We start from the raw sequence: 18322 nt of genomic DNA on the forward strand, positions 1-18322 counted from the left end.
AATTTAACCTTCAAATGTATAAAAATTAAATAATTTTGCGTTGAATTTAAAATATAAAAATATGTTTGGAGACCTAATGGGAATGATGGGTAAATTAAAAGAAACCCAACAAAAAGTTGAAGACACAAAAAAACGATTAAATACAGTTTTAATTGACGAAAAAAGCAATGATGGTAAGTTAAAAATTACTTTAACTGCCAACAGAGAAATAAAATCTATTGAAGTAGACGAATCGTTGCTTGAAGACAAAGAACAACTAGAGGATTATTTAATTTTAACCTTAAATAAGGCGATTGAAAAAGCAACAGCTATAAACGAAGCCGAATTAGCTGCTGTTGCTAAAGATGGCATGCCAAATATTCCAGGAATGGATATGTTTAAATAATTAAAACTTAAACGCAATAAAAAAGGGAGCTACAATGTAGCTCCCTTTTTTTATATAATATTATAAGAATGAGAATTAAAGCGCTTCTCTTTGTGCTTTCTTTTCTTCTTTAATTTCTTTAAAACGTTCTAATAAAGCTCCACCAATCCAATAAGGAACTACAAAAGTTAATAAGAATGTCAATAACCAAAACCCAATGGTTAAGATTGTTAAAAATGCTAAAAAGCCTAAATATTGATCAAATTCGAACATAATTGGTGTGTTTCTATATTATAATAGTGGCAAATATATATTAAAAGCTTTTTTTAAACAATAGCTATTTAATATTTTATTAAAAGATTTTAAATTATTTTAAATCCGGTTGTGGAGTCATTCTTAAATACGGTTTAATTTCTGTATATCCTTTTGGAAAAATATCAGGAATATCTTTAGATTCAATATTTGGAGACACCACACAATCGTCTCCGTTTTTCCAGTTTGCAGGTGTTGCCACTTTATTATAAGCTGTTAATTGAAGGGAATCGATAACACGTAAAAGTTCATCAAAATTACGACCAGTAGATGCTGGATACGTGATAATAAGTTTTACTTTTTTATCTGGATCAATTACAAATACAGAACGTACTGTTAATTTGTTATTTGCATTTGGATGAATCATATCGTACAATTCTGAGACTTTATGATCTTCATCTGCTATAATAGGAAAATTAACTGTTGTATTTTGAGTTTCATTAATATCATTAATCCAACCTTTATGCGACTCTAAACCATCTACACTTAAAGCTACAACTTTAACGTTACGCTTATCGAATTCGTCTTTATATTTTGCTACTGTACCTAATTCGGTTGTACAAACAGGAGTATAATCTGCTGGGTGCGAAAATAATATTCCCCAACTGCTACCTAACCATTCATGAAAATTAATATCTCCTTCTGTTGTTTTTGCTGTGAAATTTGGAGCTTCATCTCCTAATCTTATTGTTGACATAATTTTTATAATTTATTGATTATTTTAATGCCTACTAAATTAATAGATTTATAAAATATAATCAACTAATCCATCTTAAGTTTATCTTAAATTTTCGTTATAAAAAATATATGTACGAAGTGTTAAAATGAAATTCAAAATCGTTAAATTTGTTACTCATAAAACTATAATTAAAAATGGACTATCGGATAGAAAAAGACACCATGGGCGAAGTTAAAGTGCCTGCAGATAAACTTTGGGGTGCACAAACAGAACGTTCTCGTAATAATTTTAAAATTGGTGCTCCTGCATCGATGCCAATAGAAATTGTTTATGGATTTGCATACTTAAAAAAAGCTGCTGCTTACTCTAACCACGACTTGGGTGTACTTTCAAAAGAAAAACGTGATTTAATTGCAAAAGTTTGCGATGAAATTTTAGAAGGAAAGCACGACGATCAATTCCCATTAGTGGTTTGGCAAACAGGTTCAGGTACACAAAGCAACATGAACGCTAATGAAGTTATTGCCAATAGAGCTCACCAACTTGCTGGTAAAGTTATTGGAGAAGGCGAAAAAACAATTCAGCCTAACGACGATGTAAATAAATCTCAATCTTCTAACGACACCTTCCCTACTGGAATGCACATTGCTGCTTATAAAAAAATAGTAGAAAACACTATTCCTGCAGTAACACAACTACGTGATACACTTCTTAAAAAAACAGAAGAATTTAAAGATGTAGTTAAAATTGGACGTACCCACTTAATGGATGCGACACCGCTTACTTTAGGTCAAGAATTCTCTGGTTACGCATCTCAATTAGATCATGGTTTAAAAGCTTTAAAAAACACATTACCTCATTTAAGCGAATTAGCTTTAGGAGGAACTGCTGTAGGAACAGGTTTAAACACACCTAAAGGCTACTCTGAAAATGTTGCAGGATTTATTGCTAAATTTACAGGTCTTCCTTTTGTGACTGCTGAAAATAAATTTGAAGCTTTAGCTGCTCACGATGCTATCGTAGAAACTCATGGTGCTTTAAAACAATTAGCAGTGTCTTTAAATAAGATAGCTAACGATGTTAGAATGATGGCTTCCGGACCACGTAGTGGAATTGGAGAAATTATTATCCCTGCAAACGAGCCAGGAAGCTCTATTATGCCAGGAAAAGTAAACCCTACACAATGTGAAGCTTTAACAATGGTTTGTGCTCAAGTAATTGGTAACGATGTGGCTATTTCTATTGCAGGTACACAAGGACATTACGAACTTAACGTGTTTAAACCTATTATGGCTTTAAACTTCTTACAATCGGCTCAATTATTAGGAGATGCTTGTGTAAGTTTCGATATTCACTGTGCTCAAGGGATTAAACCTAATCATTCAAAAATTAATGAATTATTAAACAATTCGTTAATGCTTGTAACTGCTTTAAACACAAAAATTGGTTATTACAAATCTGCTGAAATAGCAAACACCGCTCACAAAAACGGTACTACACTTAAAGAAGAAGCCGTGAATTTAGGATATGTTACTGCTGAAGAATATGACGAATGGGTTAAACCAGAAGACATGATTGGATCTTTATAATAATTCCTATTTATAGATAAATAAAAATCCCTTGAAATAAAAACTTCAAGGGATTTTTATTTTTGAAAAACCTATTGCACTTCCTGCTTGGGTTGTTCTGAAGAAATTTCTGTTTGTTCGAATAAATCTAAATACGCTTGTCCTAAATAATCAGTCACATCTGAAGCTATTAAACTTTGGTATCCTTTAGTCTCTACTGCTATATCTGCAGACTTTCCATGTAAATACATACCAAAACAAGTTGCCTCAAGAGCTGTATATCCTTGAGAGACTAAACCTGTTATAATTCCCGTTAATACATCACCTGTTCCGCCCGTAGCTAATCCTGGATTTCCTGTAGAATTTACATAAAGTTTATCTTTATATACAGCTATAGAATTAGCGCCTTTAATAAGTACTAAAACTTTATATTTTTCAGCAAATGCTTTAGTTTTCTTTAGTTTATCAAAATCATCTTCCCAAACTCCTATTAAGCGTTCCAATTCTTTAGGATGTGGCGTTAAAATGGTATCTTCTTTTAAATGCTTTAGCAAATTTCTGTTTTTAGATAAAATATTTAGTCCATCAGCATCTATAACTAATGGTACAATATTAGTTTTTAAAAAGTTTTGTAAAGCTTGTTCTGTTTCTTTAGCGGTTCCAATACCTATACCTAATCCTATAACGGTTGGTTTTATAGTATATTCAATATTAGTAATTATTTTTTTTCCTGTATCTGTAATAACCATAGCTTCAGGGAAAGCTGTTTGTAAAGGTATGTATCCGCATTTAGGTACAAACGCTGTTACCAAACCTGCTCCAGCAACTAAAGCCGAACGACATGCCAATTGCACTGCCCCTATTTTACCGTAACTTCCACCAATAATTAAACTGTGACCACAAGTTCCTTTATGAGCAAACTTATCACGTTGTTTATACATGGGCAACACATCAAATTTTCCTAAAATCTCAGCTTCCGTCTCTGTATTCTGTAAAAATTCAGGATCTATACCTATATCTAAAGCTTCCCATTGTTCTATATACTTTGAAGTTTCAGGCAAGAAAAATACTAATTTAGGTGTTTGAAAACTCAAAATAAAATTAGATTTAACAACATGATCTTCATGCTTTGGTATTCGATCTGTAAATAATCCAGATGGAATATCGACTGAAACGGTAAGTGCACCTGAAGCTTTAATATGCTTAAATAAAGTAACTACCCAGTCTGAAATAGATCGATTTAATCCCACTCCAAAAACAGCATCAATAATAATATCGTTATTCGTGATTTCAGGAAAATCGTCTACAGTATGTATACTAACTGGCCAATCGGTAGTGGTTTCTTTTAAGCATTCGTAATTCTGTAAAAAATCTGGAGAGCGCTTATCACTAAAATCTACAATAAAGGTTTTTACATTATAACCATGTATCACTAAATGTCGTGCTAAAACTAATCCATCTCCTCCATTATTTCCAATACCACAAAACACTAAAATGGGAACAGGTGCACCTTGCAAGCGCAAGTCTAACCAATTAAACAGACTCGTACCAGCACGTTCCATTAAATCGGCTGAGCTTATATTTTGTTTTTTTATAGTTAATCTATCTCCTTCATAGATTTGTTCTTTAGAAAAAATTTTCATTGTTATTTTTTTAAAAAATTCATTAAAGATTATTCAGTTAAATAGATTTAAATTGGTTTTAAATAAACGATTTAAGCATAACAATAAATAATCTGTAAAAACGTATAATACATTTTTTTATAAGAGTAAAAGTAATACATTTGAGAAGCTTAGTAGTAAAAAATGCAAAATACAGAACATACAATTCGTTTTATTTCTAGACCGACAATCGTTGGTAGCATTGCTATTATTATTACCTCTATTACAAACATTATTACCCCTTGGGGTAATTAATTATATATCTTCCGTCCACAGAATTTGTAATATTATGTTACAATATCAAAAATATTTAGCTATTAAATTTATACAATCTACTTTAAAATGAAAGTATTAAAATTCGGAGGAACATCTGTTGGGTCCTCAAAAAACATAACTAACGTTGTATCCATCTTAACCAAATATGCCCAAACAGACAAAGTTATTTGTGTTGTTTCTGCAGTAGGTGGAATTACAGATAAATTACTAGAAGCTGGTCAATTAGCACAATCTAAAAATAGTGCTTACAGCGACTCTTTTACCAACATTAAAAACATTCACTTAAATATTATTAAAGAATTAATACCTACTAATAATGAGGCTGTAATACAGCATGTTGAATCTAAATTAGAGGCTTTAAAGAATCTTTTAGATGGTATTTATTTAATTAATGAATTATCACCTAAAACATCAGACAAGCTAGTCAGTTTTGGAGAACTATTATCGTCTTATATTATTGGTGAAACTTTAAAAAGTAAAGGTGCTAATGCAGAACGTAAAAACAGTCAGGAGTTAATCACTACGAACTCTAACTTTACAAAAGCAGAAGTAAATTACAACATTACAAACACAAATATTCAAGAGTATTTTAAAACAAGTACTTTCGATATTACTATACTTCCTGGATTTATTTCAAAGTCGGTTACTGGAGAAATTACAACTTTAGGGCGTGGTGGATCAGATTTTACTGCGGCAATTGTAGCAGCAGCTTTAGAAGTAGATCAATTAGAAATCTGGACAGATGTTAGTGGTATGTATACTGCAAATCCTAAATTGGTAAAACAAGCTCTTCCTATCGATAAATTATCGTATCAAGAAGCTATGGAATTATCTCATTTTGGTGCAAAAGTATTATACCCACCAACAGTACAACCCGTATTGAGTTTACAAATTCCAATTCATATTAAAAACACTTTAGATCCAGATGCTGTAGGAACTATTATATCTAAAGACGGTAGTAACGTAAACAATACTGCTAAAGGAATTACAAACATTAGTAATATATCGTTATTAACCCTTCAAGGGAATGGAATGGTTGGAATTCCTGGTTTTTCTAGACGTTTATTCCAAACTTTATCTCAAGAAAAAATAAATGTAATATTAATCACACAAGCATCATCAGAACACTCTATATGTTTTGGTATTGATGAAAAAGATGCGGTTTCTGCTAAATCGGCTATCGATGCTGAATTTGAAAATGAAATTTCTTTAAAGAAAATCGACCCTATTTTAGTTGAAAGTAACTTATCTATTATTGCTCTAATTGGCGATAGTATGAAAAGCCACCAAGGTATTAGCGGAAAAATGTTTAGTGCTTTAGGAAAAAATAACATTAATATTCGTGCAATTGCTCAAGGAGCTTCAGAACGTAACATTTCAGCAATCATCTCTCAAAATGATGTCAAAAAAGCGTTGAATATTTTACACGAAGTTTTCTTTGAAGGGAATATTAAACAATTAAATGTATTTATTACAGGTGTTGGTAATGTTGGTGAACGCTTAGTTGAACAAATAAAACAACAACGTAAATACTTAAAAGAAAACTTAAAAATCAATCTTCGAGTAGTTGGACTTTCTAATTCTAGAAAAATGATTTTTGATGCAGATGGATTATCATTAAAAAACTGGAAAGAACAGTTGGTAGATGGTGAAGATGCAACTTTAGAAGGGTTTTACCAATCTGTAAAAAAATTAAATTTACGTAACAGTGTCTTTGTAGATGTTACAGCAAATAAAGACGTTGCAGACTTATACGCGATGTATTTAAAGCAAAGTATTGCTGTTGTAGCATGTAACAAAATTGCATGTTCTAGTAAATTAGAAAAATATAAAGAATTAAAACAATTATCATTTAAATATAATGCTCCTTATTTATTTGAAACTAATGTTGGCGCTGGTTTACCAGTAATTGACACTTTAAATAACTTAATTGCTTCTGGAGATAAAGTAACCTCTATACAAGCCGTATTATCAGGAAGTTTAAACTTTGTATTTAATAACTTTAACGATACCACTAAGTTTTACGATGTGGTTAAGCAAGCCGCTGCCGAAGGTTATACAGAACCAGATCCGCGTATTGATTTAAGTGGTGTAGATGTTGCTAGAAAAATCTTAATTCTTGCTCGTGAAAGCGGTACAGAAATGGATTTAGAAGACATAGACAACACACCATTCTTATCAGATTCTGGTATAAAAAGTGATACTGTGGCCGATTTCTACGACACTTTAATTGCAGACGAAGCACATTACCAAAAATTATATGCTTCAGCAAAAGCAAACAACAGCCAGTTAAAGTATGTAGCCGAATTTAACAACGGTCAAGCTAAAGTTGGATTAAAAGAAATCCCTGAAGGTCACCCGTTTTATAATTTAGAAGGAAAAGATAATATCGTTATGTTTTATACGCAACGTTACCCAGAACAGCCTATGATTATTAAAGGTGCTGGTGCAGGAGCAGATGTTACTGCTTCCGGTTTATTTGCAGACATTATACGTATAGGAAACAACTAATTATAATCTTAAAAGACAATTTTTATCTTAGAATTTTAATAAAGTTGTCACTTTAGAACTTATGAATGAAATAAGAATATTTTCACCTGCAACTGTAGCGAACGTCTCTTGCGGATTCGACGTTCTTGGCTTCTGCCTAGATAGTGTTGGAGATGAAATGATAATACGTAAAACCGATAAAAAAGGAATCTTTATCACTAAAATTGAAGGTTACGATTTACCCTTTGAAGCCGAAAAAAACGTCGCTGGAGTTTCTGCTCTAGCAATGTATGCAGCTGCTAAACCTGATTGTGGTTTCGAAATAGAAATTTATAAAAAAATTAAGCCAGGAAGTGGTGTTGGTAGTAGTTCTGCTAGTGCTGCAGGTAGCGTTTATGGTATGAATGTATTATTAGGAAAACCTTATAATAATACAGAGCTATCTTATTTTGCCATGAAAGGTGAAGCTTTAGCTAGCCAAAGTGAACATGCAGATAATATTGCTCCTGCCCTATTTGGTGGGTTTACTTTAGTAAAAAGTGTATCGCCTTTAGAAATTTTAGAAATCCCTACGCCTAATAATTTATATGCCACAATTATTCATCCGCAAATAGAAATTAAAACGTCTGAAGCGCGTGCTATTTTACCAAAAGAAGTCGCTTTAAAAGATGCCATTTCACAATGGGCAAATGTAGGGAGTTTAATCCATGGTTTACACACTAGTAACTACGGATTGATTGAACGTTCGTTACACGATTCGATTGTAGAACCGCACAGAAGTAAACTCATACCATTGTATCACGATGTAAAAGCTTCAGCAAAAGCAGCAGGTGCTTTAGGATGTGGTATTTCTGGTTCAGGCCCTTCTATTTTCTCACTATGCGAAGGTATAGACTCGGCTAAAAAAGTAGAACAGGCTATTAGAAAAGTGTATGCAGAAAGTGATATTGAATTCGACACCTATGTATCGAAAATTAATGCTGAAGGTATGAAAATCCTGAAGTAATACGAATAAAAAAAGCTTAGACAAAACCAAAACAAACTGCTATGAATTATTTTAGTTTAAACAAAAAAGCTCCTAATACAACATTCAAAGATGCTGTAATTAGAGGACTTGCTCCTGACCGAGGTTTATATTTCCCAGAAACCATAACGCCTTTACCAGAATCCTTCTTCAAGAATATTGATAATTTATCTCATTCAGAAATAGCTTTTGAGGCGATTAAACAATTTGTGACTCCAGAAATTCCTGAAGCCGATTTAAAAACAATTATTGAAGACACTTTAGCGTTCGATTTTCCGATTATAGAACTCAATAAAAACATTTCATTTTTAGAATTGTTTCACGGTCCAACCATGGCTTTTAAAGATGTAGGTGCACGATTTATGGCACGTTGTTTAAGTCATTTTTCTAAAGAAGATGCTAAACAAGATGTTACTGTTTTAGTTGCGACTTCTGGAGATACAGGAGGTGCTGTAGCAAATGGTTTTTTAGGTGTAGAAGGTGTGAAAGTCGTTATTCTATATCCTAGCGGAAAAGTAAGCGATATTCAAGAAAAACAATTAACCACTTTAAAAAAGAATATCACCGCATTAGAAGTAGACGGAACGTTTGACGATTGTCAAGATATGGTAAAGCAAGCCTTTTTAGACACAGAATTAACAGATAAAATGAAGTTAACCTCTGCTAACTCCATAAACGTAGCGCGTTGGTTACCACAATTATTCTACTTTATGTTTGCTTACAAAGCCCTACATAATAAACATGATAATTTAGTATTTTCTGTACCTAGTGGAAATTTTGGTAATGTTTGTGCAGGAATGATGGCGCAACAGTTAGGTTTACCTATAAAACATTTTATTGCATCTAACAACGAAAACAACGTAGTTACCCGCTTCTTAGAATCTGAAAACTACGAACCAAAACCATCGGTACAGACTATTTCTAATGCCATGGATGTTGGAAACCCTAGTAACTTTGTAAGAATTCAAGAAATTTATAAAAACGATTTTAATGCACTAAAAGAGAATCTATCATCTTATAGTTTTACAGATGAAGAAACGAAAATAGCAATGAAGGAGATTTATAACGATTATAGTTATGTTGCAGATCCGCACGGTGCTGTTGGTTATTTAGGTGCTAAAAATTACGTCGCTTCACATCCAGAAGCTCATTGCGTGTGTTTAGAAACCGCACATCCTACAAAATTTTTAGATGTAGTAGGTGAAGTTATCCCAGAAAACATCGCGCTTCCGTCTCAAATTTTAGCCGTAATGGATAAAAAGAAAAAATCTATTAAAACAAGTACTTACAACGATTTAAAATCTTATTTACTAAGTCGTTAATAATAAACAAATTAAACACATATATAAAAAGGTCATAAATATTAATTTATGACCTTTTTTAGTTTTTTACCTCTATTATTTTATTAAAAACATTAAAACACAAAACTATCAGCATTTTTATACAAAATTTATAGCCTTTCTATTTAACCATATTTTATAAACTCCTATTCTTTGTATACAGATTAAATTCTCTATTTTTACGCTATATTCAATATAAACTAAATGAAAAATACAGCTTTAACAACAACTCACGAAGCCCTTGGAGCCAAAATGGTTCCTTTTGCAGGTTACAATATGCCTGTGCAATACGATGGTGTAAATATAGAACACGAAACAGTAAGAAAATCTGTTGGAGTTTTCGATGTAAGTCATATGGGAGAATTCTTAATAGAGGGGCCAAATGCCTTAGCTCTTATTCAAAAAGTTAGTAGTAACGATGCTACAAAATTAACTATTGGAAAAGCGCAATACAGTTATTTACCTAATGATAACGGTGGTGTTGTAGATGATTTAATCATTTACAAAATCAAAGAAGAAACCTATTTATTAGTTGTTAATGCGAGTAATATTGAAAAGGACTGGAATTGGATATCATCTAAAAACAATGTGGGGGCAGAAATGCGCGATTTAAGTGAAGATTATTCTCTTTTAGCTATTCAAGGTCCTAAAGCTATTGAAGCCATGCAACCACTTACTAGTCATAATTTAGCTGGAATTAAATTTTACAGTTTTGAAGTCGGTGATTTTGCAGGCATAGAAAATGTTATCATTTCGGCTACAGGATATACTGGTAGTGGCGGATTTGAAATTTATTGTAAAAACAACGAAGCCAAACAAATATGGGATAAAGTTGTTGAAGCTGGAGCAAAACCAATCGGACTTGCTGCACGTGATACATTGCGTTTAGAAATGGGGTATTGCTTATATGGAAATGATATAGATGATACAACATCGCCTTTAGAAGCAGGTTTAGGATGGGTAACAAAATTCACCAAAGCATTTACAAATTCTGAAGCTTTATTAGCTGAAAAAACTGAAGGCTTAAAAAATAAATTAGTCGCTTTTACCTTAGATGAACGTGGTATTCCGCGTCATGGTTACGATATCGTTGATGCAGATGGTAATAAAATAGGAGTTGTAACTTCTGGAACCATGTCTCCTTCTTTAGGTATTGGTATTGGTTTAGGTTATGTCCCTAAAGATTTTGCTGGGATAGATGGTAAAATTCAAATTCAAATTCGTAAAAAAGCGATTCCAGCAACAGTGGTAAAACTACCATTTTACAAAGGATAAGAAAAACAAACTTCTCAAGGAGCAGATAGAATGAAGGAGAGCAGAAGTAAACATAGAATATTAATTTTAGGAGCAAGTGGCTTTATAGGTAATGCTATTTATAAAGAACTTTGCTCCTATTTTAATACGTTTGGCACTTACAATACAGCGAGACGTGAATTTGAAGAGAATCATCATTTCTTTCAATATAATGTTGAAGAAGATGATGTTTTTGAAATTTTTGAAGCCATTCGTCCAACCATTATTATTTCGGCTTTACGTGGCGATTTTTCAGCACAAGTGGTTGCTCATAATCACATGGCCGAATATATTTTAGCAACTAATGCTAGGTTGTTCTTTATCTCTTCAGCAAATGTTTTCGATGCATATAGTCAGTTTCCTAGTTACGAATTAGACAAAACATTAAGTCATAGTATTTACGGGCATTTCAAAATTAAAATTGAAAACATGCTCATGCGTTTGCCTAAAAAACAAATTGCAATTTTAAGATTACCTATGGTTTTTGGTACACAATCGCCAAGAATAAAAGAAATAAAACAGCTTTTGCACGATAAAGCACCCATAGAAGTATTTCCTAATTTAATAATGAATGTGACTACAGACTCTAAAATCACACAACAAATTCATTATTTAATCAATAGAAATAAATATGGTATTTATCACTTAGGGAGTTCAGATTTAGTGTATCATAACGATTTTACAAAAGAAATTATTTCTTCTATAGGCCTTTACAATCCCATTTTCAAACAAGTATACACCACCAATAACGATAGATATTTAGCTGTTTTACCAAAGGAAAATCTATTACCCAAACACTTACAAGTTTTAAGTAAACAAATTTTAACAGAATTAGAAGTGTAATTGATTTTAAGCTTAAAAATCACTATTTTTAATAACAGAAAAAAATAAGTTTATTATGAGCAAATTATCAGAACACGATATTGAAAAACGTTTACTACAATTTCCTGAATGGGAATATTATGAAGACGCATTACATGCCGAATTTGAATTTGAAAATTTTAAAGATTGTTTTAGCGCAATGAGCAGAATTGCTTTCGATTGTGAAGCATTAAACCACCATCCAGAATGGACTAATGTGTATAATGTACTTACAATTACACTTACAACACAAAGCGAAAATGGTGTAACAGACAAAGATTTTAAATTAGCTGAAGCTATTGAGGCTATTGTAGAACCAGAAGACGATTAAACTTAACACGGTTGACATATTTTTTTTTAAATTTGCAGCCAACTCAATACAAAATTAAAATACACATAAGAAATGGGAAGAGCTTTTGAATTTCGTAAAGCACGCAAAATGAAACGTTGGTCTGCCATGAGTAAAGCTTTTACTCGTATTGGTAAAGACATTGTAATGGCTGTAAAAGAAGGTGGTCCTGATCCTGATAGCAACTCTAGGTTAAGAGCTGTTATACAAAATGCTAAGTCCGTTAACATGCCAAAAGACAATGTAGAACGTGCCATAAAGCGAGCAAGCGACAAAAGTTTAGGAGACTATAAAGAAGTTCTATTTGAAGGTTACGCTCCCCATGGTATTGCTATTTTAGTTGAAACAGCAACAGATAATAATACACGTACCGTTGCCAATGTACGTAGTTACTTTAATAAGTGTGATGGAAGCTTAGGAACCTCTGGTTCTGTAGTTTTTATGTTCGACCATACCTGTAATTTTAAAATTTCTGGAGAAGGTTTAGATCCTGAAGAATTAGAGTTAGAATTAATTGACGCTGGTGCAGAAGAAGTATTTGCAGATGAAGACGATATTTTAATCTATGCTCCTTTTGAAAGCTTCGGAGCTATTCAATCTGAATTAGAAGCCAAAGGCATTGAAATTTTATCTTCAGGTTTCGAACGTATACCACAAGTTACAAAAGAATTATCTGCTGAAGATGCTGCAGATGTAGAAAAACTTTTAGAAAAAATTGAAGAAGATGATGATGTACAAAATGTATATCACACCATGAAGGAATCTTCTGAAGAAGAGGAATAAACACCTTAAAATTATATACTAAAAAGAGGACTCACTGTCCTCTTTTTTATTCACTTTATCTTTTTTATTAATACAAAGAACGAATAAAGGATTTAAACATATAAATAAGTGAGAGTGGTTTTGTAAATTTGCCATCTTTTAAAATTATTCATTTAGCTAACTACCATATGCCTTACATTAAGCGTATAGAATCAGAATTATCGTTACTACAAAACGTACTTCGTCATCATAAATTATATAACGTACTTAAAACTACTGAAGATGTAAAACTCTTTATGGAAAACCATGTGTATACCACTTGGGATTTTATGTCGTTACTTAAAACATTACAATTGCAGTTTGTAACTTATAAATCGCCTTGGGTTCCTAATAAAAATCCTGAGATTTTTAAATTCATAAATGAAATTGTTGCTGCTGAAGAAAGCGATGTTAACGAATTAGGTCAAATTAGAAGCCATTTCGAGATGTACATCGATTGTATGGAGCAAATTGGAGCTAGCACCACGCTTATAAATACGTTTACAGAGCTTATAGAAAATGGTATTGATGTTTCTAAAGCTGCTAATTTGGTATATATCCCTGAATTTATAAAAGATTTTATTGAATTTACCTTCAATATTATTGAAACAGAACAACCACACCTGATGGCTTCTGTATTTATTTTTGGAAGAGAAGATATTATTTCTGAAAAAGTACTAAATGTAGTGAGTAATATAGAAGCAGATAAAACACCTTGTACTAAGCTTACTTATTTATTAAACAGATATTTATTTTTAAAGCAAGAAGATCAACGAGCATTATCTTATAAAATGCTAATTGAATTGTGTGGCGATGATACCGAAAAATGGGATGGCGTTTTAACAGTTGCAAAAGAAGCTTTAAAGCACCGTACCATACTTTGGGATAATATTTACGATATTATTGTTACAAATAAAGAAGAAGAAGCTTAAATTAAAACAACGTATTCATACTAAATCGAATAAGAAACTTTGAATTGGATTCTATTAATAATTGCGGGTTTATTTGAAGTTGGTTTTGCAACCTGTTTAGGTAAAGCAAAATACGCAGAAGGCCAAATTGCAACCTATTGGTATATTGGGTTTTTAATTTGCTTAACCTTTAGTATGATCCTATTAGTAAAGGCTACAGAAACGTTACCAATAGGAACTGCTTATAGTGTTTGGACCGGTGTTGGTGCTGTTGGAACCGTTTTGGTTGGTATATTTATATTCAAAGAACCTGCCGATTTTTGGCGTGTATTTTTCATTTCAACCCTTATTATGTCTATTATCGGACTAAAGTTTGTTTCACATTAATCTTTCTCAAAACTATATTCTGGAACTTTTCCTACAACGTCTTTAAAAAAGGCATGCATAAATTTAAAATCTGCTTCCATATCATCTGTTGGATAAAATGGTTTAGAAATTATATTTTGCTTTTTACCAAAATCAAACGTAATCATAACAATAGGCACATTAGCTTCTTTAGCGATATAATAGAAACCTGTTTTCCATTTATCTACTTTTTTACGTGTTCCTTCTGGAGCAATATTTAAACGGAATTCATCTCGAGTTTTAAACAATTTTGCAATAGACTCTACTTTATTCTGCCCTGGTGTTCTATCTAATTCTACACCTCCAACTTGCTTTAAATACCATCCTAAAAGGCCTTTAAACAACTCCTTTTTACCAACAAAATTTATAGGTGTTTCTTTAATTTTCCTTAAAAGTAAACCAATATAAAAATCATGCCAACTGGTGTGTGGTACAGCTATTACAATATACTTTTTTAAATCGGAAGGAAAATCACCTATAAGTTTCCATTTCATCAATTTAAAATATATAAACTTATATAGCGATTTCATCATAACAACATTTTTTTAATTATACAACTACATTAGTTCGTACATGCTACGCAACTTTTCTCTAGTCATGGTTTTATGCCAATTATTACCTAGTGCATTTTCCCAAAGCGGAACCATCCCTAAGGCAACATCTATCATGGTTTCAAAATCTTTATCGCTTAAATCTTTACAAATCCCTTGAGGTAATTCAATATTATGTTTAGCTTTCATTTCTTTAAACAACTTTACCCCTTCTGGATAAAACTCTCCTAAATGATCGAAAACAATACAATTCCCTACGCCATGTTTTGTGCCTAATAAATACGATAAACCATAACTCATGGCATGTGCTACTCCTACTTGTGAGTATGCAATACTCATACCGCCATGCCAAGACGCCATCATTAATTTGTCTTGCGATTCTTTTTTACTTAAATCGTCACTCAAGAAAATTTCTTTACATAACTCAAGTGCTTTTTCACCATAACTTTGGCTAAAAGCATTTAAATATGTACCTGTTAACGATTCTACACAGTGAATATAACAATCCATACCTGTATAAAACCACTGTTGTGTAGGTACATCTTCAATTAATTCAGGGTCTAAAAGAACTTGATCAAACGGTGTATAATCTGAGTTTATACCTAATTTTTTTTCTGGCCCAGTTAATACTGTTGTTCTTGAAACTTCTGCTCCTGTTCCTGATATTGTTGGAATACCTACGTGATAAATAGCTGGATTTTTAACTAAATCCCAACCCTGATAATCGCTAGTTTCTCCTTTATTAGTTAGCATAATAGCTACCGCTTTAGATAGGTCTAATAGCGTACCGCCACCAATACCAATAATCCCAGAAGGTCTGTCTTTATATTTTAATATAATATGCTCTACTAAAGCATCTACTTGTTTTGTTTTAGGTTCTTCATCTGCTGAAATAAAAATAATTTCATCTTCATAAGATAACGGTATTCTTGAAGTCATTTTATCATTCCCTTGAAACACTTCATCTACTAAAAATATAAATGGAGCATTTACATTTAAGCGTTTAAGAAGTAATATTTCTTCTAATTGATTAAAACTACCTCGTCCAAATACAACTTTGGACACCATCGGAAAATTCTTAAAATTCATTGTATTTTGGATAATAACGTATGTAATAATTTATTTAAAAAACTGTAAAATATCGGTTAATTCATTCACAGTCTTGTAGGCTTTACCTTTTATGTCTTGTTCTGAAACCTGTTCATGTACCCAAGTGGTATGAAATGGAACATGAATGGCTTTTGCTTGTATGTTTATTAATGGTAAAATATCTGATTTTAATGAATTTCCTACCATTAAGAATTGAGTCGGATCAATATTTAAATGATGCAATAAGTTTAAATAATTAGCTTCTTTTTTATCGCTAACCACTTCTATATGATGAAAATAATCTAATAATCCAGATTGTTTTAATTTGCGTTCTTGGTCTAATAAATCACCTTTAGTAATCACAATTAAGCGGTATTTTTCTGAAAGTGTTTTTAAAACAAGTTCTACCCCATCTAACAACTCTACAGGTTTATTAATCATGTCTTTACCAAGATCTAAAATAGCTTTTATAGTCGTATTAGAAACGGTGTTATTAGATAATTCTACAGCCATTTCAACCATAGATAAAACAAAACCTTTAATTCCATAACCATAAATAGGTAGGTTTTTAAGTTCCATTTTAAACAATTCCTGATCAATCTTATTTATAGTTTCAAACTGCGATAATAATTTACCAAATTCTACTTCGGCATCTCTAAAATAAGTTTCATTAACCCAAAGCGTATCATCTGCATCAAAACCAATAACTTTAATGTTACTGTAATCTATTTCCATAATTTCTTAGCACGTTCTAGATCTTCTGGTGTGTCTATTTCTACACCTTGTACATCTGTTTCAACCATTTTTATACGTTTTCCATATTCTAAATAGCGAATGCATTCAATTTTTTCTGAAGCTTCTAAAGGTTTCATTGGTAATTTATAAAAGTCTAATATGGCTTCTTTTCTAAACGCATAAATCCCTTTATGTTTGAAGTATTTTACATCTATAGTTTTATCTCTCGGATAAGGAATCGGACTTCTAGAAAAATATAATGCAAAGTTAAAATTATCAACAATAACTTTTACCGTATTCGGATTGTTAATCTCATCTTCTTCTGTAATATGTACCATTAATGATGCTAAATCAATTTGTTTTTCAGCATCATTTCTAAACACATCTATTAATTTTCCTAAAGATTCTACATCGGTAAATGGCTCGTCGCCTTGGACATTTACTACAATGTCTACATCTAAAGACTCTACTGCTTCTGCTATTCTATCGCTTCCACATTCATGTTCTTTAATACTCATCATGGCTTTACCTCCATTATTTACAATCTCTTTATAAATAATATCGCTATCTGTAACCACAATAACATCATCAAACAGTTGGGTAGCCACAGTCGCTTCATAAGTGCGTAGAATTACTGTTTCACCTCCTAAGTCCTGCATTAATTTTCCAGGAAAACGAGACGCACTATAACGGGCAGGAATCATTGAAATTATCTTCATATACTAAAACTAAATCTAGCCCAAAAATAAGGTTTTTAAAATAGAATTTAGGTGTCGTACTTAGTAATATTTTTATAAGACTGAAAATCTGAAAAAAGAACTTTTTAAAATATAATACTTACTTTCTAACACCTATTTTTGTTTTTTTTGTAACTTGAAATATTAATTTAAAATAAAAACAAACATGTCTGGTATAATAGATTTATTAAATAGTGACTTAGGAAAAAGTGTTGTAAGCGGACTTGCAGGTCAAACAGGACAAGACACAAGCAAAACTAGCAGCCTACTTACAATGGCTTTACCATTACTTACTCAAGCAATGACTAGAAATGCACAAGCTTCTCCAGAAGGTGCAGATGGGTTATTAAACGCGCTTAGTAGTGGAAAACATGATGGTAGCATTTTAGATAATTTAGATGGTTTCTTTAATGGTGGTGTAGATGACAGTGAAATTAGTGATGGTGGAAACATTTTAAACCATGTTTTAGGTGAAAAACAACACAATGTTGAACTTGCTTTAAGTCAGAAATCAGGAATAGACGCAAGCTCTGTTTCTCAAATATTAAAAATGGCAACACCTTTATTAATGGGATACTTAGGAAAACAACAACGCGAAAACAATGTTTCTAGCTCTAGTGATTTAGGAAGTATGTTAGGCGGATTAGTTCAAGGAAATTCTGCAAGTGGAGAACAAAGCTTTTTAGAATCTATGTTAGATGCCGATGGAGATGGTAGTATTGTAGATGATGTTGCTGGAATGTTTTTAGACGGAAACAAATCGGACTCTAATGGCGGCGGAATTGCTGGTATGTTAGGAAATTTAATGAAATAAAATACACTTAAGTATTTTTAACCAAATATAGCCAAGCTTTTACTGCTTGGCTTTTTTTATGC

At 32.0% G+C, this 18322-nt stretch carries 19 protein-coding genes; 12 read left to right on the top strand and 7 right to left on the bottom strand.

Annotated elements, in window-relative coordinates; genetic code table 11:
• Window positions 1-61 precede the first annotated feature (61 nt).
• Window positions 62-385 (top strand): YbaB/EbfC family nucleoid-associated protein, encoded by a 324-nt coding sequence (locus Q1B05_RS12455; protein WP_299781136.1) that lies wholly within the window; start codon window positions 62-64, stop codon window positions 383-385.
• A 75-nt stretch (window positions 386-460) separates the two neighbouring features.
• Here the strand turns inward: Q1B05_RS12455 and Q1B05_RS12460 are convergent, their stop codons facing one another.
• Window positions 461-637, bottom strand: coding sequence for a hypothetical protein (locus tag Q1B05_RS12460; RefSeq protein WP_299781138.1), 177 nt, complete (start codon window positions 635-637; stop codon window positions 461-463).
• A gap of 94 nt (window positions 638-731) precedes the next feature.
• Entirely contained in the window at window positions 732-1373 is a 642-nt protein-coding gene (locus tag Q1B05_RS12465; RefSeq protein ID WP_299781140.1) for a peroxiredoxin, read from the bottom strand.
• A gap of 176 nt (window positions 1374-1549) precedes the next feature.
• Here Q1B05_RS12465 and fumC point away from each other — a divergent pair, with 176 nt between their 5' ends.
• On the top strand, window positions 1550-2944 hold the full coding sequence (gene fumC / locus Q1B05_RS12470) for a class II fumarate hydratase (RefSeq protein ID WP_299781142.1): 1395 nt from the start codon (window positions 1550-1552) through the stop codon (window positions 2942-2944).
• A gap of 71 nt (window positions 2945-3015) precedes the next feature.
• Here the strand turns inward: fumC and Q1B05_RS12475 are convergent, their stop codons facing one another.
• The gene (locus tag Q1B05_RS12475; RefSeq protein ID WP_299781144.1) at window positions 3016-4566 is read right to left on the bottom strand and encodes an NAD(P)H-hydrate dehydratase; all 1551 of its coding nucleotides are present in this window, start codon (window positions 4564-4566) and stop codon (window positions 3016-3018) included.
• Between the two features lie 360 nt (window positions 4567-4926).
• Between Q1B05_RS12475 and thrA the strand changes: the two genes are divergently transcribed.
• From thrA to Q1B05_RS12520, 9 genes are all read left to right on the top strand, one after another.
• On the top strand, window positions 4927-7371 hold the full coding sequence (gene thrA, locus Q1B05_RS12480; protein ID WP_299781146.1) for a bifunctional aspartate kinase/homoserine dehydrogenase I: 2445 nt from the start codon (window positions 4927-4929) through the stop codon (window positions 7369-7371).
• A gap of 61 nt (window positions 7372-7432) precedes the next feature.
• Window positions 7433-8356 (top strand): homoserine kinase, encoded by a 924-nt coding sequence (locus Q1B05_RS12485; protein WP_299781148.1) that lies wholly within the window; start codon window positions 7433-7435, stop codon window positions 8354-8356.
• 41 nt (window positions 8357-8397) lie between these two features.
• The gene (gene thrC / locus Q1B05_RS12490) at window positions 8398-9696 is read left to right on the top strand and encodes a threonine synthase (protein WP_299781150.1); all 1299 of its coding nucleotides are present in this window, start codon (window positions 8398-8400) and stop codon (window positions 9694-9696) included.
• Between the two features lie 222 nt (window positions 9697-9918).
• The gene (gene gcvT / locus Q1B05_RS12495) at window positions 9919-10989 is read left to right on the top strand and encodes a glycine cleavage system aminomethyltransferase GcvT (protein ID WP_299781152.1); all 1071 of its coding nucleotides are present in this window, start codon (window positions 9919-9921) and stop codon (window positions 10987-10989) included.
• 30 nt (window positions 10990-11019) lie between these two features.
• Complete coding sequence (locus Q1B05_RS12500; RefSeq protein ID WP_299781154.1) at window positions 11020-11850, top strand: sugar nucleotide-binding protein; 831 nt, start codon at window positions 11020-11022, stop codon at window positions 11848-11850.
• A gap of 55 nt (window positions 11851-11905) precedes the next feature.
• Window positions 11906-12199: a 4a-hydroxytetrahydrobiopterin dehydratase gene (locus Q1B05_RS12505; RefSeq protein ID WP_299781156.1), complete on the top strand. Its 294-nt coding sequence runs from the start codon at window positions 11906-11908 to the stop codon at window positions 12197-12199.
• Window positions 12200-12271: 72 nt separating this feature from the next.
• On the top strand, window positions 12272-13000 hold the full coding sequence (locus Q1B05_RS12510) for a YebC/PmpR family DNA-binding transcriptional regulator (RefSeq protein ID WP_299781158.1): 729 nt from the start codon (window positions 12272-12274) through the stop codon (window positions 12998-13000).
• A gap of 167 nt (window positions 13001-13167) precedes the next feature.
• A complete protein-coding gene (locus tag Q1B05_RS12515) occupies window positions 13168-13950 on the top strand; it encodes a DUF3050 domain-containing protein (RefSeq protein ID WP_299781160.1) in 783 nt (260 codons plus the stop codon).
• A gap of 39 nt (window positions 13951-13989) precedes the next feature.
• Entirely contained in the window at window positions 13990-14316 is a 327-nt protein-coding gene (locus Q1B05_RS12520) for a multidrug efflux SMR transporter (protein ID WP_159023160.1), read from the top strand.
• Here the strand turns inward: Q1B05_RS12520 and Q1B05_RS12525 are convergent.
• The 4 genes from Q1B05_RS12525 to kdsB are packed head-to-tail and all read right to left on the bottom strand — an operon-like array spanning window position 14313 to window position 17428.
• Entirely contained in the window at window positions 14313-14864 is a 552-nt protein-coding gene (locus Q1B05_RS12525) for a 1-acyl-sn-glycerol-3-phosphate acyltransferase (protein ID WP_299781310.1), read from the bottom strand. The two genes, Q1B05_RS12520 and Q1B05_RS12525, sit on opposite strands and share 4 nt — an antisense overlap.
• A gap of 27 nt (window positions 14865-14891) precedes the next feature.
• On the bottom strand, window positions 14892-15974 hold the full coding sequence (locus tag Q1B05_RS12530) for an iron-containing alcohol dehydrogenase family protein (RefSeq protein ID WP_299781164.1): 1083 nt from the start codon (window positions 15972-15974) through the stop codon (window positions 14892-14894).
• Between the two features lie 30 nt (window positions 15975-16004).
• On the bottom strand, window positions 16005-16709 hold the full coding sequence (locus tag Q1B05_RS12535) for an HAD family hydrolase (protein WP_299781166.1): 705 nt from the start codon (window positions 16707-16709) through the stop codon (window positions 16005-16007).
• Entirely contained in the window at window positions 16700-17428 is a 729-nt protein-coding gene (gene kdsB, locus Q1B05_RS12540; RefSeq protein WP_299781168.1) for a 3-deoxy-manno-octulosonate cytidylyltransferase, read from the bottom strand. The genes Q1B05_RS12535 and kdsB overlap by 10 nt, the downstream gene beginning before the upstream one ends.
• Before the next feature lie 184 nt (window positions 17429-17612).
• On the opposite strand from kdsB, the gene Q1B05_RS12545 reads away from it, so the two are divergent.
• Window positions 17613-18260, top strand: a complete 648-nt coding sequence (locus Q1B05_RS12545; RefSeq protein WP_299781170.1) for a DUF937 domain-containing protein — start codon at window positions 17613-17615, stop codon at window positions 18258-18260.
• Window positions 18261-18322: the final 62 nt, after the last annotated feature.

Origin of the sequence: uncultured Formosa sp., assembly GCF_947500765.1 — a bacterium.
Classification (GTDB): domain Bacteria; phylum Bacteroidota; class Bacteroidia; order Flavobacteriales; family Flavobacteriaceae; genus Formosa.